Source organism: Dactylosporangium sp. NPDC005555 (assembly GCF_040605635.1).
Taxonomy (GTDB): Bacteria; Actinomycetota; Actinomycetes; order Mycobacteriales; family Micromonosporaceae; genus Dactylosporangium.
The window spans coordinates 43,073-64,889 of sequence record NZ_JBEXDG010000017.1 but is presented as its reverse complement, the minus strand read 5'-3'; the positions used below and the strand labels follow the sequence as shown (position 1 = coordinate 64,889).

Genomic DNA, 21,817 nt, shown 5'->3' with positions numbered 1-21,817 from the left:
ACCGGAGCTCCCCCGGTTAGGGTGATCATGCGTTTTGCGGCTTTTGTAGGGAGTCTTCGATGCGTGCGTTCCGCTGGTGTACGGCCATCGCAGCGCTGGGCGTGTGCTGGGCCGCGCTGCCCGCTCCCGCGTTCGCCGCGCCGGCCGCCGCCCTGCCGGAGGGCCTGGTGTGGGTGTCGCAGGCGCCAGGCGACGACGGGTCGACGCTGCACCGGGTCACGTCCGCGGGCACCGTGACGCGCACGCCGCTCGGGTACTCGGTGAACGCGATCGGCTGCGCGGACGACGGCACGGTGTTCGGGCTGGCGACCTCGCGCGTCGGGCGGAAGCTGCCGGCGAGCCCGCACGTGGTCCGCGTCGCCGGCGACGGGCGCGTCACCGACCTGGGCGCGGTGCCCGGGACGCGGCGGGCGGCCGGATATCCGCTGTCCGGCGGGTACGGCGGCACGGTCGGCACCGAAGGCGGGCGGGTGCGGCTGCTCGTCGGGACCGCCTCGGCGCTGCGGCCGGCGGAGGTCGCGCCGGACGCGTTGCGGTTGCTGCCGGCGCGGAAGCTGCCGGCGCTGCCGTACGTCGGGGACTGGGTCGTCGAGCCGCGCAGCGGGGACCTCCTGGCCGTCGCGGCGCGTGGTGGCCGGGCGCAGCTCGTGCGGGTCGGCGCAAGGACGACGATGACGCCGTTGCCGGTGTCGATGCCGGGCGCGTCGGCGTACGGCGGTCTGGCGTTGCACCCGGACGGGACGCTGACCGCGCTGTTCAACCGGACGGCGGGGCCCGGCGCGGGGCCGGGGACGGGGCACGGGCCGGGTGGCAGCGCCCTGTTCCGGATTCCGCTGCCGGATCCGGCGCGGGCGGTGAAGCTCATGGACCTGGGCTCGGTCACGTCGTCGGACGCGACCGCCTGCCCGGTCGCCCGCGCCGCCGGGGTGCCCGTTCCCGTGCCGGTCGTGCCATTGCCGGCGCCTGTCGTCCCGTCGCCGATGCCGCGGCCGTCCGTCGCGGGCAGACCCGTTGCGCCGTCCCCCTTGCCGTCCCTGGTGCCGCCGTCGGTGCCGCCGTCGGTGCCGCCGTCGGTGCCGCCGTCGGTGCCGCCGTCAGTGGCGCCGGTGGTGCCGCCGTCAGTGGCGCCGGTGGTGCCGCCGTCGCCGAAGCCCCGGCCGCTGGTGCGCAGGGCGACGCCTTCACCGTCTCCGGTGCCGCCGTCGGCCTCACCGGCGGCCTCGCCGTCCGAGCGGAGGTCGAACGTGCGGCCCGCCGAGCCTGTCGCCGCACCGGCGTCGCGGACCGCTCCGGTCGGGAAGCGGTTCATTCCCGTCATCGGTGGGTTCATGGTCGCGGCGGTGGCGATGACCCGGCTGTTCCGCCGCCGCCGCTGACCTGCCCTGGGTGCTGCCTGCGGCGTCTCCTTTCGCGTCATGTGCGGATCGCTGACGGGAGGGAGAACTGCTGGTGTTCGGCGGCGACGCGGCGCTCCTCGACCGTCACCGGGCCGAGGGCGCGCAGCGCGTCGATGACCTCCTCGACCAGCCGGGGCGGGGCCGAGGCGCCCGCGGACAGGCCGATGACCCGCGCGCCGGCCAGCCACGCCGGGTCGATCTCCGACGCGTCGTCGATGAGGTGCGCCGGCGTGCCGAGGCGGCGGGTCAGCTCGACGAGACGGACCGAGTTCGACGAGTTCGCGGACCCGACGACCAGGACCAGGTCGGCGTCGCGGGCGACCGCGGCCACCGCCTCCTGCCGGTTGGTCGTCGCGTAGCAGATGTCGTCGGATCCCGGTCCCCGCAGGGCGGGGAAGCGCTCCCGCAGCGCGTCGACGACCTCCCCGACCTCGTCGACCGCCAGTGTCGTCTGCGTCAGGTACGACACCCGCAGCGGATCCTCGATGTGCAGCCGCGCGACGTCCTCGGCCGTCTCGACGAGGACGGTCCTGTCCGGCGCCTCGCCGAGCGTGCCCTCGACCTCCTCGTGCCCGGCGTGCCCGACGAGCACGATCGTGTCGCCCCGGCCGGCGAACCGGCGCGCCTCGGCGTGCACCTTCGTGACGAGCGGGCAGGTGGCGTCGACGACCCGCAGCGACCTCGCCGCGGCGTCCGCCCGGACCTGCGGCGCGACGCCGTGCGCGGAGAACACGACGGTCGCGCCGTCGGGCACCTCGTCGAGCTCGTCGACGAAGACCGCGCCGCGCGCCTCCAGGTCGGCGACCACGTGCCGGTTGTGCACGATCTGCTTCCGCACGTACACGGGCCGGTCGGCGTCGGCTTCATCTTCCGCGAGGACCCGCTCCACGACCTCGATCGCGCGTTCCACGCCGGCGCAGAACGACCTCGGCGCCGCGAGCAGGACCGTGCGCCCCATCACCGTCACCGCTACCGGTCCCGTCGCGTCGCGAACCGGGCGACGGCGTCGAGCTCCGCCTCCACGCGCGGGTCGGCGTCGGCGGCGGCGAGGGCGTCCAGGGCCCGGCCGAGCAGCTGGTCGGCCTGGCCCTGGCTCCACATCCGCGCACCGGCCGCCTCGACGAGTCCCGCGGCCCGGCTCACGAGCGCCTCCGGCAATGCCCCGGTCTCCCCCGTACTGACGCCGACGCCTGTACTGACGCCGACACCTGTGCTCGGGCCGTTGCCGGTGCTCGCGCTGCCGCTTGCGCCCGGGTCGACGCCGGCCCCGCCGCTGCCCGCGCCGCCACCTGCGTCCGGGCCGCCGCCCTCGCCGCCGCCGAAGCCAGCGCCCGCGCCGCCGCCGGAGCCGCTGCCTGGGCCGCCGCCGGGGCCTGAGGCGCTGCCGAAGCCGGTGCCTGGGCCGCCGCCGAAGCCTGAGGCGCTGCCGAAGCCGGTGCCTGGGCCGCCGCCGGGGCCGGTGGTCGGGCCGTTGTAGAACGCGGCGAGCTCCAGGCCGGCCGGGGTACCCGAGGTCAGGGCGGCCACGACCGGCAGCGACTTCTTGCGGCTGCGCAGGTCCGAGTGGACCGGCTTGCCCGTCGTCGCCGGGTCGCCCCAGATGCCGAGCAGGTCGTCGGCGAACTGGAACGCCAGGCCCAGATCCTCGCCGAACTGCGCCAGCCGCAGCACCTGAGCCGGCCGGCCGCCGCCGAGCAGGGCGCCGATCGCGCACGCCGAGCCCAGCAGCGCCCCCGTCTTCGCAGCGGCCATCGCCAGGCACGCCTCCACGTCGACGTCGCCGCGGCGCTCGAAGTCCAGGTCCGCGCTCTGTCCTTCGAGGAGCCGCTGGACCGCGGCGCCGAGCATCCCGGTCGCCCTGGTCGCGGCCGGGTGCCCGCACGCGACCAGGGTGTCCATCGCCAGGGCCAGCAGCGCGTCGCCGGCCAGGATCGCCGCGCTGGTGCCGAACACGCTCCACGCCGTCGGCCGGTGCCGGCGGGTGGCGTCGCCGTCCATGACGTCGTCGTGCAGCAGCGAGAAGTTGTGCACCAGCTCGACGGCAACGGCACCCCGCACGACGGCCGTGGGCTGCCCGCCGGCCGTACCGTCGCCGACACCGGACCGGTCGTCGCCGGTCACCCGCGGGTCGCCGCCGACGGCGGCCGCGCTGAGCATGACCAGCGCGGGCCGCAGGGCCTTGCCGGGGTCCGCGTCGACGGGGCGGCCGTGCTCGTCCCACCAGCCGAAGTGATACCCGGCGATGTGCCGCATCGACGGCGGCAGCGTGTCGACGGCGGCGCGCAGCGCGGGCGCGACGCGGTCCCGGCAGTCGGCGAGGACCTCGCCCGCCGGCCTGGGCGCATGGACGGGCTGGGTGACGACCTGGGCTGCGACCATCCGGTCAGCCTCCGATCTCGACGTGTTCGAGGATGCCGAGCGCGTCCGGGACGAGCACGGCGGCGGAGTAGTACGTGCTGACGAGGTACGACGTGACGGCGTGCTCGTCGATGCCCATGAACCGCACGTTGAGCCCCGGCTCGACCTCGTCCGGGATGCCGGTGCGGCGCAGGCCGACCACGCCCTGGTCGTCGGCGCCGGTCCGCAGGACCAGGATCGAGCTCGTCCCCCGGTCGCTGATCGGGATCTTGTCGCAGGGCAGCAGCGGCACGCCGCGCCACGACTGGACCTGCCGGCCTTCGAGTTCGATCGTCGGCGCGTACAGGCCGCGGCTGTTGCACTGCCGGCCGAACGCCGCGATCGCCTTCGGGTGGGCGAGCAGCAGCCGCGACTTGCGCCGCCTAGACAGCAGTTCGTCGAGGTCGTCCGGGGTCGGCGGCCCGGTGCGGGTGGCGATCCGCTGCCGCAGGTCGGCGTTGTGCAGCAGGCCGAAGTCGCGGCTGTTGATCAGCTCGTGTTCCTGCCGCTCGCGCAGCGCCTCGACGGTCAGCCGCAGCTGCTGCTCGAACTGGTTCATCGGCTGGTTGTAGAGGTCCGCGACCCGGGTGTGGATGCGCAGGATCGTCTGGGCGACGCTGAGCTCGTACTCCCGCGGCGACGTCTCGTAGTCGACGTACGTGCCGGGCAGGACGGGCTCGCCCTGGTGACCCGCCGCGAGGTCGATCGCGGCCTCGCCGTGCTTGTTCTGCTTCTTGTTGTCTTTCTCGGTCTTCCTTGCGATATGAGCGCCCAACGCGGACTGCTCGCGGAAGCGGTCGATCTCCTGGCGGCGCAGGGCGAGCAGCGTCGTCGGGGTGCTGGTGCGGATCGTGAAGCCCCAGCTGTTCAGCGTGCCCTCGAAGACGCCGTCGCCGAAGAAGTCGCCGTCGGTGAGCACGCCGAGGAGCGTCTCGTCGCCGTACTCGCCGATGCCCAGCTGCCGGACCTTGCCCTTGACCAGCAGGAACACCCGGTCGGCGGGTTGCCCGGCGGTGACCACGGTCTCGTCGGGGCCGAGCTCCAGCTGCTCGAACCGCTCGGCCATCTGGTGCAGGACCGAGTCGTCCGGGAACTCCCGCAGCGCGGGCAGCTCCCGCAGCTCCTGCGGGATGACCTGCACCTGCGAGCCGGTGTTGGTGAAGGTGATCCGGCCGTCGCCGACGGTGTAGCTGAGCCGCCGGTTGACGCGGTAGGTGCCGCCCTCCGCCTCGACCCACGGCAGCATCCGCAGCAGCCAGCGGGGCGTGACGCCCTGCATCTGCGGGACGGATTTGGTGGTGGTCGCAATGGTACGAGCGGCCCTGGTACTGAGGCTGCTCTGCATCTCTTCCTCAGTTTTCACGGCTTCAGTTCTCCCGCCCGATCTCGACATTTTCGAGAATGCCGAGCGCGTCCGGCACCAGGACCGCGGCGGAATAGTAGGCGCTCACCAGATACGAGATGATCGCCTGCTCGCTGATACCCATGAAACGCACCGAAAGGCCGGGCTCGTATTCATCGGGAATGCCGGTCTGGTGCAGGCCGATGACACCCTGCTGCTGCTCACCGACGCGCATCAGCATGATGGACGTGGTGCGGGTGTCGCTCACCTCGATCTTATTGCTCGGGAAGATCGGGACGCCGCGCCACGCCGGGACCTGGTGGCCGCCGAGGTCGATGTTGCCGGGGTACACGCCACGCCGGCTGCACTCGCGGCCGAACGCGGCGATCGCGCGCGGGTGGGCGAGGAAGAACGTCGGCTCCTTCCACACCAGCGACAGCAGCTCGTCCATGTCGTCCGGGGTCGGCGGGCCGGTCCGGGTGTAGATGCGCTGGTCGTACGCCGCGTTGTGGAGCAGCCCGAAGTCGCGGTTGTTGACCAGCTCGTGCTCCTGCCGCTCGCGCAGCGCCTCGATGGTGAGCCGCAGCTGCTGCTCGACCTGGTCCATCGGCTTGTTGTAGAGGTCGGCGACCCGGGTGTGCACCCGCAGGACGGTCTGCGCGACGCTCAGCTCGTACTCGCGCGGCGACGCCTCGTAGTCGACGTACGTGCCGGGCAGGACGGGCTCGCCCTCGTGTCCCGACGCCATGTCGATGGCGGCCTCGCCGTGCTTGTTCTGCGGCTTCTGCGGCTGGTTCTGCATCCGGCGGATGTGCTCGCGCAGCGAGTCGGCCTGCCCGTTGAGCTGCTGCATCGCCTGCCATGACAATGCCAGGACGGTGCAGCTGGTCAATGCCTTGGCGGTGAACTCCCAGGTCCCGGCGCCACCGGTCAGCACCTCGGAGCCGAAGTGGTCACCGTCGGCCAGGACCCCGAGCACGGTTTCGTCGCCGTACTCACCGGCGCCGATCTTGTTGATCTTGCCGTGCGCGATGAGGAACACCCGGTCGGCCGGCTGCCCCTTGGTGACGATCACGTCGCCGGGCGCGAACTCCTGCTGCACGAACCGGTCCGCGAGGGAACGCAGCGCGTTGACGTCCTCGAACCCGCGCAGCGCCGGCAGCTCCGCCAGCTCCTGCGGGATGACCTGGACCTGCGAACCGGTGGAGATGAACGTGACCCGCCCGTCGCCGACGGCGTAGTTGAGCCGGCGGTTCACCCGGTACGCACCACCGCCCGCCTGCACCCACGGCAGCATCTTCAGCAGCCACCGCGAGGTGATCTCCTGCATCTGCGGCACCGACTTGGTCGTCGTCGCCAGGTTCCGCGCCGCACCGGTGCTGAGGCTCAGCCGCCGCTGCTCCTGTTCGTCATTGGCTTGCGCATTCGATCCGATGGATTCCAGCAGAGTCATTTCTTTGCTCCCAATCACGCATTCGACGCCGATGGACACGGTTGAACCGCCGCACGACTCATCGGCGACGGAGATGCAATTCAAGGGGATTCGGATCGCTCGCGGGGTCCGGCCACTTCCGCGGTCCATGTGAACGGTTCAAGTATGCCGTCGGACCTGGCCGATCGGGCGATAAACCAAAAATGGTCAGGCAATTTTCAGGCACCATCGGTAGCGCCATTCCCCGCCCCGCGCAGGACATTCCCACCACCAGCAACTGTCGGGTCCACGACAGTTCACCGGCTGTTTACGAGCTCCACCTCAAACCCGGCGCCATCCTCGAGATACGCCGCGTAGTGCCCACTCCCACCCGCATACGGATGCCGCTCCGGGAACAGCAGTCCCCACCCGTACCGCGGCGCCGCCTCGACGATCGCGTCGACCCGCTCCCGCCCGTACACATGGAACGCCAGATGGTTCACCCCTGGCCGGCACCGCTCATGCCTCGCGGCACTCACCGCCGGCGACTCCTCCACGACGATGTACGTCTCCCCGAACCGCCAGCTCCGCCCCACCGCCCATTCCCGGTACGGCACCCACCCCAACTCCCCCAGCAACCACCCCCAGCTCCACACCGCCCGCCCCAGCTCCGGCACCCAAACCTCAACGTGATGCAGCACAGCTCCCCACCGTCCCTTCCCCTTTCCCACGCCGCCCTTCCCGCTCTCGGCGCCCCACCATCCCCGCCATCCGCCCTGACACCGCCACGACCGGCGACAACGAGGAGGCCGGCCCTGACCCGCCGAAACCACCGCGCCGCCCGTTGAATCCCGCCGACTTCCCCGGGAAGCACTCCCCCACCACCACTCAGAGCCGACCAGTCAGGCCATCCACCACGAGCGCCACCCAGTCCGCCCCGCCCACCAGTCCCCGTTCCACAATCCCGGCATGCCCACCTCGGCGCACTCAGCCCGACAAAGCCCAGCCCGGCGCACTCAGCCCAGCACTGACCCTGGGCCCTGACTCTCAGGGACTGATTCCCGGGCCCTGCTTGCCGGTTCGTCTCCTCGAAGCGAGCGGAAGGCGGTCCTGTCCGCTGGGCGGTGTTCTCGAATCTGCCGGGGTGGCGTTACTCGAATCGGGAAGGATCGCCGGCGCCGACCCGCAGGATCTCGGGCTCGTCGCCGGACAGGTCCACGACGGTGGTCGGCTCGACGCCGCACTCGCCGTCGATGACCGCCTCGACCTGGTGGTCGAGCATCTCCTTGATCTCCCACCCCTGCGTCATCGGCTCGTCCTGCCCAGGCATCAGCAACGTGCTGGACAGCAGCGGCTCGCCGAGCTCCGCCAGCAGCGCCTGCGTCACCGTGTGCTCGGGAATCCGCACTCCGACGGTCCGCTTCTTCGGATGCAGCAACCGCCGCGGCACCTCAGGGCTCGCCGGCAGGATGAACGTGTAACTCCCGGGCGTCACCGCCTTCACCAGCCGGAACACCGAGTTGCTGATCTGCACGAACTGCCCGAGCTGCGCGAAGTCCCGGCACATCAACGTGAAGTGGTGCCGGTCGTCCAGCTTCCTGATGTCCCGGATCCGCTCCAGCCCAGGCCGGCTGCCCAGCTGACACCCCAGCGCATAGCAGGAGTCCGTCGGATACGCGATCAACCCGTCATCCCGCAACACGGTGACAATCTGCTGCAACAGCCGCGGCTGTGGATTGTCCGGATGCACGTCGAGGAACCTGGCCACGACCAGAGCGTACGCGCCCGACCCCCGACCGCCGTCACACCGCATGCACCCTGCCCGGATCGCGACTGCGCGATGGCCGCCAGCACCCTTGCCCGGACGCCACACACGTCGACCTACGGCCCACGGATCGCACAACCACGAACCCGCCGCACCTCAGCGCTCGAACGCGTCTCCCCCACCCCCGAACCTTCACCGCTCAAATGCCACCCCGGCTCTCCACACCTCGCCTTGTGCCGGCCGGAGCCACCACACCCGCTGCTGCCGCGCCGCCGACCCAATCGTCGCGAAGGACTCGAAGAGTCCACTCGCACATCCGTCTCAGACTCCACCGCAGGCCGCGGCTCTGTTACTCCGGCACCCTCCGCCGCAGGCCGCGCTTCCTCCGCAACGTGGAGCGCACCGCCGACGAAAAGCTCCGCAGGCTTGCCCGACGCAGCCGCGGCAGTCCCTGCTTCCACAGCCACACGCGGCGCAGGTCGGACCGCACCCTCCGCCGGCGCGCCGTCGGCGACCGGAGCAACAGGCGGAGCAACAGGCGGAGCAACAGGCGGAGCACCGACGACCGGACCGACGACCGGAGCAACGGGCGGAGCAACGGGCAGAGCAACGGGCAGAGCAACGGGCAGAGGCACAGGAGGAGCAACAGGAGGAGGACCGACGGGCGGAGCAACAGGAGGACCGACGGGCGGGCCGACGACCGGAGCAAATGGCGGACCGACGACCGGAGCAACGGGCGGAGCAACGATGCGCGAGCCGTCGCGGACAGGATGGGGCGCGACGGCCCGCGCCGAGGCCGCGCGGGCAGCTGCCTCGCGGTCGAGCTCGGCGACTGTCCTGGCGGTGCGGAGCCGCGCGAGCTTGGCCTTGTGCCGGGCGGCAAGCCCGTGGCGGCGGGCTTCGGCGAACTCGGCGCGGACGCGCGCCCGCTCCTCACGCCCCCGCTGCCGCTCGGCCAGCATGGCGGCGAGCCTCGCATCCCAGTCGATCGGCTCGACGACGGCCGTGCCAGCGGCGCGCGCCGGCGGCTCAAGAAGATGGTGAAGGTGTTGTTGTCGCACGCCCCGACCCCCCGCGCCCCGGTGGCATGTCCCGCCCGAAAGCGGCCTGCATCCATCGTCATGGGTGCACGCGGCGGCGTCCAGCGCGAGCCGTCGACTTCGACGTAAAGCGACGGGTCCACCACGCATCGTCGATTTCCGGTCGCGGGCGGCGCATCGAAGCCGGGGAAGGAGTAGGAAGGTGGCATGACGGATCTGGAGGCTGTGACCGGCTGGGTTTCGGGCTACGTGCGGGCGTGGAACAGCAACGATCCCGCCGATATCGGCGACCTCTTCGCGGAGGACGCGGCGTACTACACGGCGCCGTTCGAGGAGCCATGGCGGGGACGGGAGACGATCGTGAAGCAGTGGCTGGCGCGGCGGGACGCGCCCGGCGAGACCACGTTCACGTGGCATCCGGTGACGGTCGGGCCCGAGCTGAGCGTCGTGCAGGGCGTGACGGCATATCCCGATCGGGTGTACAGCAACCTGTGGCTGATCCGGCTCGACACGGTCGGGCAGTGCAGGGAGTTCACGGAGTGGTGGATGCAGCAGCCCGCGCCAGCCTGATCGCGCCGGCGAGGAAGACGACGAACGCGAGCGGCGCGGCCGGGAGCCCGATCAGCGCGGTGAGCACGCCCGGGCGGGCGGGCCATGCGGGGGCCGGGTGGCCGGGAGTAGTGCGACCGGCGGCGAGGGCACCGTCGGCGATGTCGATGGAGAGGATCTGGTCGGGCAGGATCATCAGCTCCTGGGAGCGGGGAGGCTGCGACGAGGACGACGACGGGGTGACGGCGAGGATCGACAGACGGCGGACGAGTCCGTAGTCGGTCGGGGCGTAGGACTGCTCGTCGCCGTCCGGGCCGATGTCGGTGACGGGTTCCGGGCGGAAGGCGACGACCAGCGCGCGGTCGGCCCACCAGCCGATGAGTCGGACGGTGGTGACGGCGTACAGGTGGATCGTGCCCTCAGCAGGGGCACCGTCAGTGGCTGAGACGAAGGCGATGCGGGAGTCGCGACCCGCGTCGGAGACGACGGCGAGGGACCCGCCGTCGGGTGTGAAGGCGCCCTTGCCGGCGAGGCGCTGGCCGGCCGGGAGCGTGAAGCAGCGCGGGCTCCATGCCTCAGCTGTCGACGTTGCTTGGCCCGGTCCGGTGCAGACCTGCGGGCCGAGCTGGACGGCGAGCGTGCCGCTGGACGAGAACGCGGCCACGACCGGGGTCCGCGGCGAGGAGAGCAGGCCGGCCGGATAGGGAAGCAGCATCGTGTACGAGCCGGTGCCGAGCGAAAGGACGCCAACAGACGAGTCGGATCTGAAGACCGCGAGGCGGGACTGGTCGGGCGACCAGGCCAGAGGCGTCACGGACCCGGTGGGGGACCTGGGCAGAGGAAGGAGGCGGACATGCCCGTCGCGGAGCGTGCGCACGGCGATGGCGTTCGAGGGGGCGACGGTCGGGTCGAGGGCGTCCTGCGGGTAGGCGACCATCGTGCCGTCCGGCGACAGGAGCAGTGACTCGCCCGGGACGGCCGACTCGAAGGGCACGTCGAGAATGCGCTGGCCGCCGTGTGCGTCGACGAACGAGACGCTGCCCTCGGTGTCGGTGAGGAGGTTGCGCAGTCCTGCGGTGCTGCCGCCGACCGCGACCGGGACCGCCTCGACCGGCGCCGACTGGACCGTCGGTGTCCACGGCCATGGCGCGTCGACCCGGTCGGGGAACCCGTCGAGCGTCACCGGGGACGGGGCTGCCTTCCGTGTCGAGGCGGTGGCCAGGCCGTACACGGAGGCGAGGAGGGCGACGTACGAGGCGGTGACGTACAGGAGCCAGCGGGCCACAGGACTCATAGCGCGTCCGGCCGGGGCCACGGCACGCCCAGCCAAGGGCGCGGCAGAGGGCGGACAGAGTGCGCAGCCGTGGGCGCGACGGGAGGCACGGCGGAAGGCACGGCAGGGGTCGCAGCAGGCCCAACGAAGGAGGTCCAGACAAGCCGGCGGAGGTCACGGCAAGGCTGGCCGGGTTCGCGGCAGGACTGAGCAGACACGGCAAGGCTGGCTGGGTTCGCGGCAGGGCTGAGCAGAGCTGTCACAGCACGTTCGGGCAGAAGTGTCGCTGACAGACCGGCGGGGGTCATGGCAGGGCCGGCAGGGGTGTTGGGCGGAGGCGGCGCCAGACCACGGCGACGTAGGTCATCAGGAGGGCCGTTGTCAGGAGGTGGAAGGCGGAGAAGGCGACAGCGTTCTGGTTGACCGCTCGGACGGTTTCCCAGTCGGTCGGTGAGGGCCGGCCCGACAGGATCGCGAAGACGAGGGTCGGCACGAGGGCGACGCGCCATACGAGCAGGGTCCAGTGGCGCAGGGTGGTGCGTCTGTCGAGGCCCAGGCGGGTGGCGGTGGCGCTGATCATCAGGAACCAGAGCAGGAACACCAGGAGGTACGCCCAGAGTCCGTCGCGCGCGGCCGAGCCGATGTCGGTGGCGAGCCGGAAGGCGTCGGCGGCCTGAGGCTCCGGTGCCGAGGTGTCGGCAGCGGCGTCGGCGCGGTGGAGGGCCCAGATGTTGACGACCTGCAGGATCGAATGCACGGCGCCGGCCGCCAGGAAGACCGCGGTCAGGTGCTGCCACAACCTGGACGGGCGGCCGAAGGCGACCAGCGCCTCGACCGCGGCGGCGTCCGGGACACCGCCGTGCGTGGCGCACAGCAGGCCGCCGCCGGCGCCCGAAGCAGAGCCAAGGCCGGCGCCGTCGCCCGAAGCAGGGCCAGGACCGTCGCCGGCACCCGAAGCGGAGCCAGGACCGGCGCCGTCGCCCGAAGCAGGGCCAGGACCGGCGCCGTCGCCCGAAGCAGGGCCAGCACCGGCGCCGTCGCCCGAAGCAGGGCCAGCACCGGCGCCGTCGCCCGAAGCAGGGCCAGCACCGGCGGCGGGGGCGTAGCCGGGTCGGCCGAAGCGGACGCATGGCATCGGCACGACGGTCACAAGACCGGAAGCGTAGAGGACGGGGGCAGGGTGTGCTGACCGCCGAACGTACGAATGGCCAGGGCCCGGCAGCCTGTCGTGATTGCGCCATTGTGTGCGCGGCGGAGCGGGCGTGTGCATACGGTTGATCAATGGAAGACTCCCAGCAGCGGGCCGATCAGCTGGTCGACGTGCTCGTCACCGAGTTCGGCGAGCTGATGGCCCAGGACCCCGCCGCGTTCCGCCGGAAGTTCCGCAAGATGGCGGCGACGCCGTTCGCGTTCTACCGGGGCAGCGCCTGCGTCTACTACGCCGACCTCAACGGCGTGCCGGACCCGTTCCTCGACGAGCGGACCTCCGCCGTGTGGATCCACGGCGACCTGCACGCGGAGAACTTCGGCACGTACCTGAACTCCGAGGGCATCCTCGTGTTCAACGTCAACGACTTCGACGAGGCGTATGTCGGGCCGTTCATCTGGGACCTGAAGCGGTTCGCGGCGAGCGTCGCGCTCATCGGCTACGCGAAGGCCCTGTCCGACACGGTGATCGGTGACCTCGTCAGCGACTACGGCCGCACGTACGTGCAGGAGCTGCGCGCGATCGCCGCCGGCGGCGAGGAGGCCATCGGGTCGCTGACGCTGGACACCACGGAGGGTGTGCTGCGCGACGTGCTGCACCGGGCCAGGCTCAACACGCGCGTCGCCCTGCTCGACGAGCAGACGGTGATCGAGGACTACGACCGGCGGTTCGCGATGATCGACGGCGTGTACGCGGTCGACGAGCCGACCCGGCAGGAGGTCGAGGCGGCGTTCGAGCAGTACCTGCCGACGCTGCCGTCGTGGGACGGGTCGCGGTCGCCGCGCTTCACGATCAAGGACGTCGTGATGCGCAAGGGTGTCGGCATCGGGTCGGCCGGACTGCCCTCCTACAACGTGCTGCTCGAAGGGCACACGCAGGCCCTGGAGAACGACGTCATCATCTACATGAAGCAGGGGCAGACCCCGGCGGTGTCCCGGTGGATCACCGACCCGAAGGTCACGGCGTACTTCAAGCACCAGGGCCACCGTACGAGCGAGTCGCAGCGGGCCCTGCAGGCGCACGCCGACTCGTGGGCCGGTTACACCCAGCTGCGCGGTGTCGGGCAGGTCGTCGCGGAGGTGTCGCCGTACGCCGCGGACCTCGACTGGAGCGACGTCAACGAGCTGCCGGACCTGACCAGCGTGGTCGGCTACCTGGGCCGGGCGACCGCCCGTATGCACTCGGTCGCCGACGACGAGTCCAGCCACGACCTGGTGAACTTCTCCACCGAGGAGGCGATCGTCGCCGCGATCGACCGCGACGAGGACGGGTTCGTCGCCTCGCTCGTCGACTTCGCGCACGACTACGGGGCCCGCGCCCGCGCCGACCACCAGATCTTCGTCGACCTCTTCCGCAACGGGAAGTTCCCGGGGCTGTAAACATAAGGGCATGGCGCGTATCGAACGACTGGTCACATCAGGCACGTTCTCGCTGGACGGCGAGACGTTCGACGTCGACAACAACGTGTGGATCGTCGGCGACGACGACGAGGCGGTCGTCATCGACGCCGCCCACGACGCCGACGCGATCCTGCACGCCGTCGGCTCCCGGCACCTGCTCGCGATCATCTGCACCCATGGCCACGACGACCACATCGACGCCGCCCCGGAGGTGGCGCTGCGCACCGGCGCGCCGATCCTGCTGCACCCGGAGGATCTGCCGCTGTGGCACATGCGCCACCCCGCCGTCGGGCCGTCCGCGACCCTGCAGGACGGCCAGGTCATCACGGTCGCCGGCACCGACCTGACGGTCCTGCACACTCCCGGTCACAGCCCGGGCGCCGTGTCCCTGTCGGCGCCGGAGCTGGGTGTGGTCTTCACCGGCGACACCCTCTTCCAGGGTGGCCCCGGCGCCACCGGCCGATCATTTTCGGACAAGCCGACGATCCTCGAGTCGATCCGCACCCGCCTGCTGACCCTCCCGGGCGACACGGTCGTGCACACCGGCCACGGTACCGACACGACCATCGCCGCCGAATCCGGCATCTGAAGGCATCTGAAGGCAGCCGGAGGCAGACGCAGGCAGACGCAGGCAGGGCAGGCAGGCGAAAGGCCGATCAGAAAACGACAATCGGAACGTCCCGTCGGCGGGACAGACAACGGCGGCGGGGGCTGCCATGATGTCCGGCGTGATTCGCCTCTACGGACTGCTGTTCCTCATCGATCTGGTGATGCTGGTCGTCGCGCTGATCGACTGCCTGTCCTCCGACGAGGACCGGGTGCGCAACCTGCCGAAGGTTGCCTGGGTGTTCATCATCCTGCTGTTCTCCCCGATCGGGTGGATCGCCTGGTACGTCGCGGGCCGGCCACAGGCGGTGCCCGCGGGCGGCACGTGGCGCCCCGGCAGCGGTTTCCCCGAACGGGAGCGCCCGCGCGCCATGGCCCCGGACGACGACCCCGCGTTCCTGCGCGAGGTCGCCCGGACCCGCCGCGACGACGAGGAGATGTTCAGCAAGTGGGAGGCAGACCTCCGCCGCCGCGAGGAGGAACTGCGCCGCCGTGAGGAACGCCCCGAGTAAGGGGCGGGAACCTCAGGTGAGGCCGGCGTCGAGGCGGGCGCGCAGCCACGGCAGCATCACGTCGGCCTGGTCCTGCTGGAAGCGCCGCAGGGTCGGCAGGCCCGGCGGCTCCGGCTCCCTCGCCCTGTCCGTGAAGAACGCCGCCAGTCCCGCCACGGCCGCCGTCACGTCCGCCGGGTCCGGATCGAAGAAGTCCAGCGCGTCGTCGGCGATCTCCCCACCGTACAGGCGGACATTGAGCAGCAACGACAGCGTGTCGAACCATGGCGCGCCCACGGCGGCGCTCGGCCAGTCGACGACCATGACGGAACCGTCCGGGCGGATGAGCAGGTTGTCGGCGCGGATGTCGACGTGCACGAGCCGGTCCCCGGCGAGGGCCTCGACGCCCCGGTCGGCGAGCTCGACGAGCAGGTCCAGGTTGGACGCCACCCACGGGTCGAGCGACAGCGGCGGGTCCGCGGCGAGCCGGCGCCACCCGCCGAAGTTGTCCGCCAGCAGCGACGACAGCGCCGGCAGCCCGGTCGCCGGCACCGCGAGGGAGCGCAGCGCCGCGAGGACCGCCTCGATGTCCGGTCGCTGCCACGGTACGTGCGGCTGCCGGCCCTCGACATCGACGAAGACGAGCGCGACCCACGTGCCGTCGTCGTGGAACCCGAGGAGGCGGGGCGCGGGCACGTCGGCCGGCAGCGCCGCGGTGACCCGGGCCTCGGTGCGGTGCAGGGCCACGCTCTGCTCGTTCTGCGCGAGGCTGACCGCCTTCACGAACGCCCGGCTGCCGTCGGCGAGCAGGACCCTGTCCGCGGTGCCGGGTGAGAACCCGCCGGTCTGCGACACGGCCTGCACGATCCGGCCGCCGAGGATCGCCTCGACCGCGTCGTGCACCGACAGCGGCAGGTCGTCCCAGCCGATGCGTACCCCGGAAGCCTGGACCATCGCACGATCGTCGCACCGCGTCCCGCCGATGCACAGCCCCGCGCCCGGTTCGGGCGAACAGCCCCGCCCTGTCGACGCGCCTGCGCGAGCACACGATCGTGGGCTGCTAGCATTCCGGTCGTCGAACAGCTGATCGGGGAAAGCGGGCGGACGGTGGACCGGCAACCTCAGGGTCTCGGCCCGGTGATCACGGTGCCGAACCTGATCAGTTTCACCCGCCTGCTGGGTGTGCCGCTGTTCCTGTATCTCTTCCTCGCCACCGACGCCACCGGCTGGGCGGTCGCCGTCCTCGTCGTCGGCGGTCTCAGCGACTGGGTCGACGGTTTCGCCGCCCGCCGCCTCAAGCAGGTCAGCCGCCTCGGTGAGCTGCTGGATCCCCTCGCCGACCGGCTGTACATCCTGGCCACCCTGTTCGCGCTGACGTTCAAGGACGTCGTGCCCTGGTGGTTCACGATCGCGCTGCTCGCCCGCGAAGCGGTCATGATCCTCTGTCTGGTCGTCCTGCGGATCCTCGGCCACGGCCCGCCGCCCGTGCACTACGTCGGCAAGACCGCCACGGCGGTGCTGCTCATGGGCTTCCCGATGATGCTCCTCGCGCACTTCAGCGAGGCCGCCCGGCCGTGGGCGCTGCCGAGCGGCTGGGCACTGCTGTGGTGGGGAATCGTCCTGTACTGGGTCGCCGCCGTCTTCTACTTCATCCAGGCCGCCATCCACGTGCGGGCCGGCCGGCTCGCGTCGTGACGTCCGCTCGCCGCGACGACCTGCTCGGCGACCTGTTCCGCACGCCCCTCGATCCCGGCTACGCGCAGGCCGCCGCCCGCCGGGCCGCCGGAGCGCCGCCGCCCCGCTGGGGCCGTGCCGCCCGGTCGGTCACCCTCGCCGCCGTCGGTTTTCTGCTGGCGGTGGCGTACCACCAGGTGGTGGCCGAGGCGCCGTCGGCGAGCCGGGCGCGCGACGACCTGGTCGCGGACGTCCGCTCCCGGCAGCGCACGGCCGAGGACCTCCAGCGTCAGGTCGACACGCTGCGCACCCAGGTCGACCAGGCCCGCGACGATGCCCTCGCCGACGCGTCCGGCGCCGCGACGCTGCGCGGCCTCGCCGCCGGCGCCGGCACCGCCAAGGTCACCGGAGACGGCGCCGTCGTCCGGGTCGTCGACGCTCCCCCGCAGGTCGACCCCGTCACCGGCCACGCCGCCGAGGAGAATCTCGGCATCGTGCTGGACCGCGACCTGCAGGACGTCGCCAACGGCCTGTGGCAGGCGGGCGCCGAGGCGATCGCCGTCAACGGCCAGCGGCTCACCGCCACGAGCACGATCCGCGCCGCCGGCGGGGTGATCCTGGTCGACTTCAAGCCCGTCACCGGCCCGTACGACGTCGCCGCCATCGGCTCCCCCGACCTCGCCGACCGCTTCTCCTCCTCCACGACGGCGAAGCGCTTCCGCCGGTACGTGGAGAACTACCGCATGCAGTTCAGCGTCAAGGCGCGCAAGGGCCTCGTCCTCGCCGCCGCACCCGAACCACCGCTGCGCTACGCCCGCCCGCCGTCACCGTCACCGTCGGTGTCGCCATCACCCTCTGGAGGTCGCCGGTGATCGCGGTGATCGCGCTCGCCATCGGAGTCGCGGCGGGCATCTTCCTCGAGCCGACCGTCCCGCTGGCCCTGGCCCCGTACCTGCCGATCGCCGTCGTCGCCGCCCTGGACGCGGTCTTCGGCGGTGTCCGCGCCAAGCTCGACGGCATCTTCGACGACAAGCAGTTCACCATCTCCTTCGTCTCGAACGTGCTGGTCGCCGCCCTCATCGTCTACCTCGGCGACCAGCTCGGCGTCGGCGGCCAGCTCTCCACCGGCGTCGTGGTCGTCCTGGGCGTCCGCATCTTCAGCAACGCCGCCGCCATCCGCCGCCACCTCTTCCGCGCGTGACCACCCCACCCCCGGACGAGACTCCGGCCCCACCTCCGCGCGGCCGCCGCCCTTCCCCTCGCCCTCTCCCCCTTTCGGACGACATTTCGGAAATGTCCGGACCAGAGGGTGGGTCGGCGAGCGGTGAGGGCGTCGCGGGCGACGGTGACGTTCCGTCTCCTGGGCAGGGGAAGCGGTGGGGTGGGACCGGGCTCGTCATCGCGTTGCTGCTGGGATTGCTCGGGTTCGGGATCTCGGTGCAGTTCAAGGCGGGGAACTCCGACGCCGGGCTGGCGGCCGCGCGGCCCGAGGACCTCGTGCGGATCCTCTCCGACCTGGACTCGCAGCAGGAGCGGTTGCGGCGGGAGATCAGTGACCTGGAGGACAGCCGGCGGCAGCTCGACTCGGGGGCGCAGGGGCGGGACGCGGCCCTCGCGGAGGCCCGGAAGCGGGCCGACGAGCTGGGGATCCTGGCGGGGACGCTGCCCGCCGAAGGGCCCGGGCTGTCCATCGAGATCACCCCGGGGACGGAGAAGGTCAAGGCGGAGGTGATCCTCGACGCGGTCGAGGAGCTGCGCGGGGCCGGGGCCGAGGCGATGCAGATCAGCGGGCGCGACGGGGGCACGGTGCGGATCGTGGCGCCCACGTACTTCGTCGACGGGGACAACGACCGGCTGGTGGTCGCAGGGCTGAGTCTCGCCGCACCGTATACGATCATGGTCATCGGAGGGCCCGACACCATGCGCACCGCGCTGAACATCCCCGGAGGGGTGGTGGACAGCGTGCGGCAGCACGGCGGTACGGTCTTGGTGCGCGAAGCGGACCCGGTGCGCGTGACCGCGTTGCACACCGCCGGTGAGCTGAAGTACGCAAAGCCCGCCTGACACAGCACAAGCCAAGACCTGACACAGCACAAGCTAAGGACCGACGTGATTCCCGAGGAACTGCGCTACACGGCGGAGCACGAGTGGCTCGCACCGGCGGACGCCGGCGCCTTCAAGGTCGGCATCACCGACTTCGCTCAGGCGGCGCTGGGCGACATCGTGTTCGTGCAGCTGCCCGAGGTCGGCGCCAAGGTGCAGGCCGGCGACTCGTTCGGCGAGGTCGAGTCCACCAAGAGCGTGTCGGAGATCTACGCGCCGGTGTCGGGTGAGGTCGTCGCGGTCAACTCGGCGCTGGACACCACACCCGAGGCGGTCAACTCCGACCCGTATGGCGACGGCTGGCTCGTCGAGCTCAGGGCCGACGACCCGGCGGCGGTCGACGCGCTGCTCGACGCCAAGGCATACCAGGAACTGACCGAGAGCAGCTGAGCAGCACCGGGCCCGGCAATCAACGGTGAACGGGCCCTCCCCAAGAAACGTCCGAAGACACTCGACAGGAAATACGCGCAGAGCGTTGCCGCGCGTCTGGTTGACCCGTGATTTCGGGCGTGACTAGGCTCGCTCAGTCAACCGTATGCACCGGCCTGTCGCATCGGAGGACACCGCAGCAGTCGACCGTGAGGTGGTTCCATGACGCGCCCAGACGACGAGTTCCCCCCGCTCGACGTCACGTCCACGCTCAACCTTGGCGCCATTGAGGATGCCATCGCCGGGCCGGACGACGACGTGGTGCCCACCCGCGTGTCGGGATCGCTGCCGCCGGGCACGGCCCTGCTGGCGGTGCGCCGCGGGCCCAACGCCGGCGCGCGCTTCCTGCTCGACCACGATGTGACGACCAGCGGCCGGCACCCCGACAGTGACATCTTCCTCGACGACGTGACGGTGTCCCGCCGCCACGCCGAGTTCCACCGCGAGGGCGGCACGTTCACCGTCCGCGACGTGGGCAGCCTCAACGGCACGTATGTGAACCGTGAGCGGGTCGAGGCCGCGACCCTCAGCAACGGCGACGAGGTCCAGATCGGCAAGTTCCGCCTCGTGTTCGTCGCAGGACCGCGCCCCGACGAGAGCTGAGGCGATGACGGCGTCCGCAGCCGCCTGGGAGACACCGCAGGACCGCGACGGTTACGACCGTCGCGGTCCACAGAGCGGTCCGCACAAGGGTGAGCGCCTGATGAGCATCGGCGAGGTGCTCGCGCAGCTGCGCGCCGACTTTCCCGACGTCACGATCTCCAAGCTGCGCTTCCTGGAGACCGAGGGTCTCGTCGAGCCACGGCGGACGCCTGCGGGCTACCGCAAGTACACCTGGACCGACATCTCGCGGCTGCGCTACGTCCTGACCGCCCAACGTGATCAGTATCTCCCGTTGCGGGTGATCCGCGAGCATCTCGCCACGATGGGCGAGCCGCTGACCGACGTGTCGCAGTCGGTGCCCACCGAGGCCGCGCCCGAGGTGCGGCTCAACCGCGAGGAGCTGCTCGACAAGGCCGGCCTCACCGAGGCCACGCTGCGCGCCCTGGAGGAGCACGGCCTGGTCAAAGGCCGTCCGGGCGGCGGATTCGACGCCGACGCCCTCGAGGTCGCGACGGCGGCGGCGCGGCTGGGCGAGTTCGGCATCGAGCCGCGCCACCTGCGGGCCTACCGGGGCGCCGCGGACCGCGAGATCGGCCTGTTCAGCCAGCTGGTGACGCCGATGACCCGGCAGAACGGACCGGCGGCGCGGGCCCGGGCCGCGGACACCGTCCACGAGCTCGCCGCACTGACGCAGCGGGTCCATGCCGCGTTGGTCCGTGCCGGGCTCCGCGAAATCCTCGGCAAGTAACCCTCCCCGATACCCTCGACGGGAGCGATCTTCGCCACTGAGCGCACTTGGCCGGTGGCGCGAGTGGCACTACTGCCCCCCTGTCCGTGTACCGTGCAGGGAGTGGCAAGTCGACACGGAGGCGGGCAGTGCGAGAGCTGAATGTGGTCGGTGTTCGCGTGGAGCTGCCTACCAATCAGCCCATCGTGTTGCTCAAGGAGGTCGACGGCGACCGCTACCTGCCGATCTGGATCGGTGCGGTGGAGGCGACCGCGATCGCCTATGAGCAGCAGGGGGTCAAGCCGGCCCGCCCGCTGACCCACGACCTGATGCGCGACATGCTGGCGGCGCTCAAGGCGCCGCTGAAGGCGGTCGAGATCGTCGAGATGCGGGACAACATCTTCTACGCCGAGCTCGTCATCGGTGACAACGTGCGGGTCTCCGCCCGGCCGAGTGACTCGATCGCTCTCGCGTTGCGGGTCGGCGCGCCGATCCGCTGCGCGGACCAGGTGCTCACCGAGGCCGCGATCGTCATCCCGGACGAGCAGGAGGACGAGGTGGAGAAGTTCCGCGAGTTCCTGGAGCAGGTCCGCCCGGAGGACTTCGCCGGGTAGTAGGTTCGGCAGCGGAGGCACCTTCCGTACCAGCGGCAAAACGGGACAAAGCATCCCAATGGCGACGCGCGGAAAATTCGATGACCCGGCACGCGGCGTGTCGCGGCGTTACCTCCCCGCAGACCCTCAACGTGCGCTATAGGGTTGCCGGTGTTGACGCTGGAGGTGGGTCGCAATGCAACAGCCGCCCGATCCCGGGATATCCGGTCATGCTGCTGACACGGTTTCGGTGAGTGCTTTCGCCAGGTCCGACGACGTCGGCTACCGCGGTCCGACCGCCTGCCACGCCGCCGGGATCAGCTACCGGCAGCTCGACTACTGGGCCCGCACCGGCCTGGTCGTGCCGAGCGTGCGCGACGCGGCGGGCTCCGGCAGTCAGCGGCTCTACTCGTTCCGCGACATCGTCGTGCTCAAGGTGGTCAAGCGCCTGCTGGACGCCGGGGTGTCGCTGCAGAACATCCGCAAGGCGATCGAGACGCTGCGCTCCCGCGGCGTCGCCGACCTGGCCGGCATCACCCTCATCTCCGACGGCACCACCGTCTATGAGTGCCGCTCCCCCGAGGAGGTCGTCGACCTGCTCCAGGGCGGCCAGGGCGTGTTCGGCATCGCGATCTCCGGCGCGTTCAAGGAGATCGAGGGCACGCTGTCACACCTGCCCGCCGAGGCGGCCACCCCCGCCGAGGAGGTCCCCGCCTCCGCCGACGACTTCGCCCAGACGGGCGGCGACGAGCTGGCCATGCGCCGCGCCCGCCGCCGCGCCGGCTGAGCGCCCGCAAGCTCCGCACCACC

At 71.5% G+C, this 21,817-nt stretch carries 24 protein-coding genes; 15 read left to right on the top strand and 9 right to left on the bottom strand.

Going from position 1 to position 21,817, the window contains the following annotated elements; genetic code table 11:
• Positions 1 to 59 precede the first annotated feature (59 nt).
• On the top strand, positions 60 to 1,376 hold the full coding sequence (locus ABZS58_RS20880) for a hypothetical protein (RefSeq protein WP_354783784.1): 1,317 nt from the start codon (positions 60 to 62) through the stop codon (positions 1,374 to 1,376).
• A gap of 37 nt (positions 1,377 to 1,413) precedes the next feature.
• Here ABZS58_RS20880 and ispH read toward each other — a convergent pair whose 3' ends face one another.
• The 6 genes from ispH to ABZS58_RS20850 form a co-directional block, all read right to left on the bottom strand.
• On the bottom strand, positions 1,414 to 2,355 hold the full coding sequence (gene ispH, locus ABZS58_RS20875; protein ID WP_354783782.1) for a 4-hydroxy-3-methylbut-2-enyl diphosphate reductase: 942 nt from the start codon (positions 2,353 to 2,355) through the stop codon (positions 1,414 to 1,416).
• An 11-nt stretch (positions 2,356 to 2,366) separates the two neighbouring features.
• A complete protein-coding gene (locus tag ABZS58_RS20870; protein ID WP_354783780.1) occupies positions 2,367 to 3,776 on the bottom strand; it encodes a polyprenyl synthetase family protein in 1,410 nt (469 codons plus the stop codon).
• 4 nt (positions 3,777 to 3,780) lie between these two features.
• Positions 3,781 to 5,157: a family 2B encapsulin nanocompartment shell protein gene (locus ABZS58_RS20865; RefSeq protein ID WP_354783778.1), complete on the bottom strand. Its 1,377-nt coding sequence runs from the start codon at positions 5,155 to 5,157 to the stop codon at positions 3,781 to 3,783.
• 4 nt (positions 5,158 to 5,161) lie between these two features.
• Positions 5,162 to 6,589 (bottom strand): family 2B encapsulin nanocompartment shell protein, encoded by a 1,428-nt coding sequence (locus ABZS58_RS20860; RefSeq protein WP_354783776.1) that lies wholly within the window; start codon positions 6,587 to 6,589, stop codon positions 5,162 to 5,164.
• A gap of 275 nt (positions 6,590 to 6,864) precedes the next feature.
• Entirely contained in the window at positions 6,865 to 7,248 is a 384-nt protein-coding gene (locus ABZS58_RS20855) for a VOC family protein (protein ID WP_354783774.1), read from the bottom strand.
• Between the two features lie 449 nt (positions 7,249 to 7,697).
• Entirely contained in the window at positions 7,698 to 8,315 is a 618-nt protein-coding gene (locus tag ABZS58_RS20850) for an L-threonylcarbamoyladenylate synthase (RefSeq protein WP_354783772.1), read from the bottom strand.
• 389 nt (positions 8,316 to 8,704) lie between these two features.
• Here ABZS58_RS20850 and ABZS58_RS20845 point away from each other — a divergent pair, with 389 nt between their 5' ends.
• Complete coding sequence (locus ABZS58_RS20845; RefSeq protein ID WP_354783770.1) at positions 8,705 to 9,481, top strand: hypothetical protein; 777 nt, start codon at positions 8,705 to 8,707, stop codon at positions 9,479 to 9,481.
• A gap of 78 nt (positions 9,482 to 9,559) precedes the next feature.
• Positions 9,560 to 9,922, top strand: a complete 363-nt coding sequence (locus ABZS58_RS20840) for a nuclear transport factor 2 family protein (RefSeq protein ID WP_354783768.1) — start codon at positions 9,560 to 9,562, stop codon at positions 9,920 to 9,922.
• On the opposite strand, the gene ABZS58_RS20835 is transcribed toward ABZS58_RS20840, so the two are convergent.
• Complete coding sequence (locus tag ABZS58_RS20835; protein WP_354783766.1) at positions 9,885 to 11,195, bottom strand: hypothetical protein; 1,311 nt, start codon at positions 11,193 to 11,195, stop codon at positions 9,885 to 9,887. The genes ABZS58_RS20840 and ABZS58_RS20835 overlap by 38 nt on opposite strands.
• A gap of 283 nt (positions 11,196 to 11,478) precedes the next feature.
• A complete protein-coding gene (locus tag ABZS58_RS20830; protein ID WP_354783764.1) occupies positions 11,479 to 12,309 on the bottom strand; it encodes a hypothetical protein in 831 nt (276 codons plus the stop codon).
• Between the two features lie 146 nt (positions 12,310 to 12,455).
• Here ABZS58_RS20830 and ABZS58_RS20825 point away from each other — a divergent pair, with 146 nt between their 5' ends.
• The 3 genes from ABZS58_RS20825 (at position 12,456) to ABZS58_RS20815 (ending at position 14,899) form a co-directional block, all read left to right on the top strand.
• Positions 12,456 to 13,760 carry a DUF2252 domain-containing protein gene (locus ABZS58_RS20825; RefSeq protein WP_354783762.1) on the top strand — a complete coding sequence of 435 codons (1,305 nt, stop codon included), beginning with the start codon at positions 12,456 to 12,458 and terminating at the stop codon, positions 13,758 to 13,760.
• Between the two features lie 10 nt (positions 13,761 to 13,770).
• The gene (locus tag ABZS58_RS20820) at positions 13,771 to 14,370 is read left to right on the top strand and encodes an MBL fold metallo-hydrolase (RefSeq protein ID WP_354783760.1); all 600 of its coding nucleotides are present in this window, start codon (positions 13,771 to 13,773) and stop codon (positions 14,368 to 14,370) included.
• A gap of 139 nt (positions 14,371 to 14,509) precedes the next feature.
• The gene (locus tag ABZS58_RS20815; RefSeq protein ID WP_354783758.1) at positions 14,510 to 14,899 is read left to right on the top strand and encodes a PLD nuclease N-terminal domain-containing protein; all 390 of its coding nucleotides are present in this window, start codon (positions 14,510 to 14,512) and stop codon (positions 14,897 to 14,899) included.
• Positions 14,900 to 14,911: 12 nt separating this feature from the next.
• On the opposite strand, the gene ABZS58_RS20810 is transcribed toward ABZS58_RS20815, so the two are convergent.
• Positions 14,912 to 15,832, bottom strand: coding sequence for an aminoglycoside phosphotransferase family protein (locus ABZS58_RS20810; RefSeq protein WP_354783756.1), 921 nt, complete (start codon positions 15,830 to 15,832; stop codon positions 14,912 to 14,914).
• Positions 15,833 to 16,015: 183 nt separating this feature from the next.
• Here ABZS58_RS20810 and ABZS58_RS20805 point away from each other — a divergent pair, with 183 nt between their 5' ends.
• The 9 genes from ABZS58_RS20805 (at position 16,016) to ABZS58_RS20765 (ending at position 21,794) form a co-directional block, all read left to right on the top strand.
• A complete protein-coding gene (locus ABZS58_RS20805; RefSeq protein WP_354783754.1) occupies positions 16,016 to 16,573 on the top strand; it encodes a CDP-alcohol phosphatidyltransferase family protein in 558 nt (185 codons plus the stop codon).
• Complete coding sequence (locus ABZS58_RS20800; protein ID WP_354783752.1) at positions 16,570 to 17,424, top strand: DUF881 domain-containing protein; 855 nt, start codon at positions 16,570 to 16,572, stop codon at positions 17,422 to 17,424. The genes ABZS58_RS20805 and ABZS58_RS20800 overlap by 4 nt, the downstream gene beginning before the upstream one ends.
• The gene (locus tag ABZS58_RS20795; RefSeq protein ID WP_354783750.1) at positions 17,421 to 17,753 is read left to right on the top strand and encodes a small basic family protein; all 333 of its coding nucleotides are present in this window, start codon (positions 17,421 to 17,423) and stop codon (positions 17,751 to 17,753) included. The genes ABZS58_RS20800 and ABZS58_RS20795 overlap by 4 nt, the downstream gene beginning before the upstream one ends.
• A gap of 92 nt (positions 17,754 to 17,845) precedes the next feature.
• Entirely contained in the window at positions 17,846 to 18,616 is a 771-nt protein-coding gene (locus ABZS58_RS20790; protein WP_354783748.1) for a DUF881 domain-containing protein, read from the top strand.
• A gap of 45 nt (positions 18,617 to 18,661) precedes the next feature.
• Positions 18,662 to 19,045 carry a glycine cleavage system protein GcvH gene (gcvH, locus tag ABZS58_RS20785; RefSeq protein WP_354783746.1) on the top strand — a complete coding sequence of 128 codons (384 nt, stop codon included), beginning with the start codon at positions 18,662 to 18,664 and terminating at the stop codon, positions 19,043 to 19,045.
• Positions 19,046 to 19,246: 201 nt separating this feature from the next.
• Positions 19,247 to 19,687, top strand: a complete 441-nt coding sequence (locus ABZS58_RS20780) for an FHA domain-containing protein (RefSeq protein ID WP_033358822.1) — start codon at positions 19,247 to 19,249, stop codon at positions 19,685 to 19,687.
• A 100-nt stretch (positions 19,688 to 19,787) separates the two neighbouring features.
• On the top strand, positions 19,788 to 20,435 hold the full coding sequence (locus ABZS58_RS20775) for a MerR family transcriptional regulator (RefSeq protein WP_354783975.1): 648 nt from the start codon (positions 19,788 to 19,790) through the stop codon (positions 20,433 to 20,435).
• Between the two features lie 128 nt (positions 20,436 to 20,563).
• Positions 20,564 to 21,028 carry a bifunctional nuclease family protein gene (locus tag ABZS58_RS20770; protein ID WP_033358824.1) on the top strand — a complete coding sequence of 155 codons (465 nt, stop codon included), beginning with the start codon at positions 20,564 to 20,566 and terminating at the stop codon, positions 21,026 to 21,028.
• Positions 21,029 to 21,203: 175 nt separating this feature from the next.
• The gene (locus ABZS58_RS20765; RefSeq protein ID WP_354783744.1) at positions 21,204 to 21,794 is read left to right on the top strand and encodes a MerR family transcriptional regulator; all 591 of its coding nucleotides are present in this window, start codon (positions 21,204 to 21,206) and stop codon (positions 21,792 to 21,794) included.
• Positions 21,795 to 21,817 lie beyond the last annotated feature (23 nt).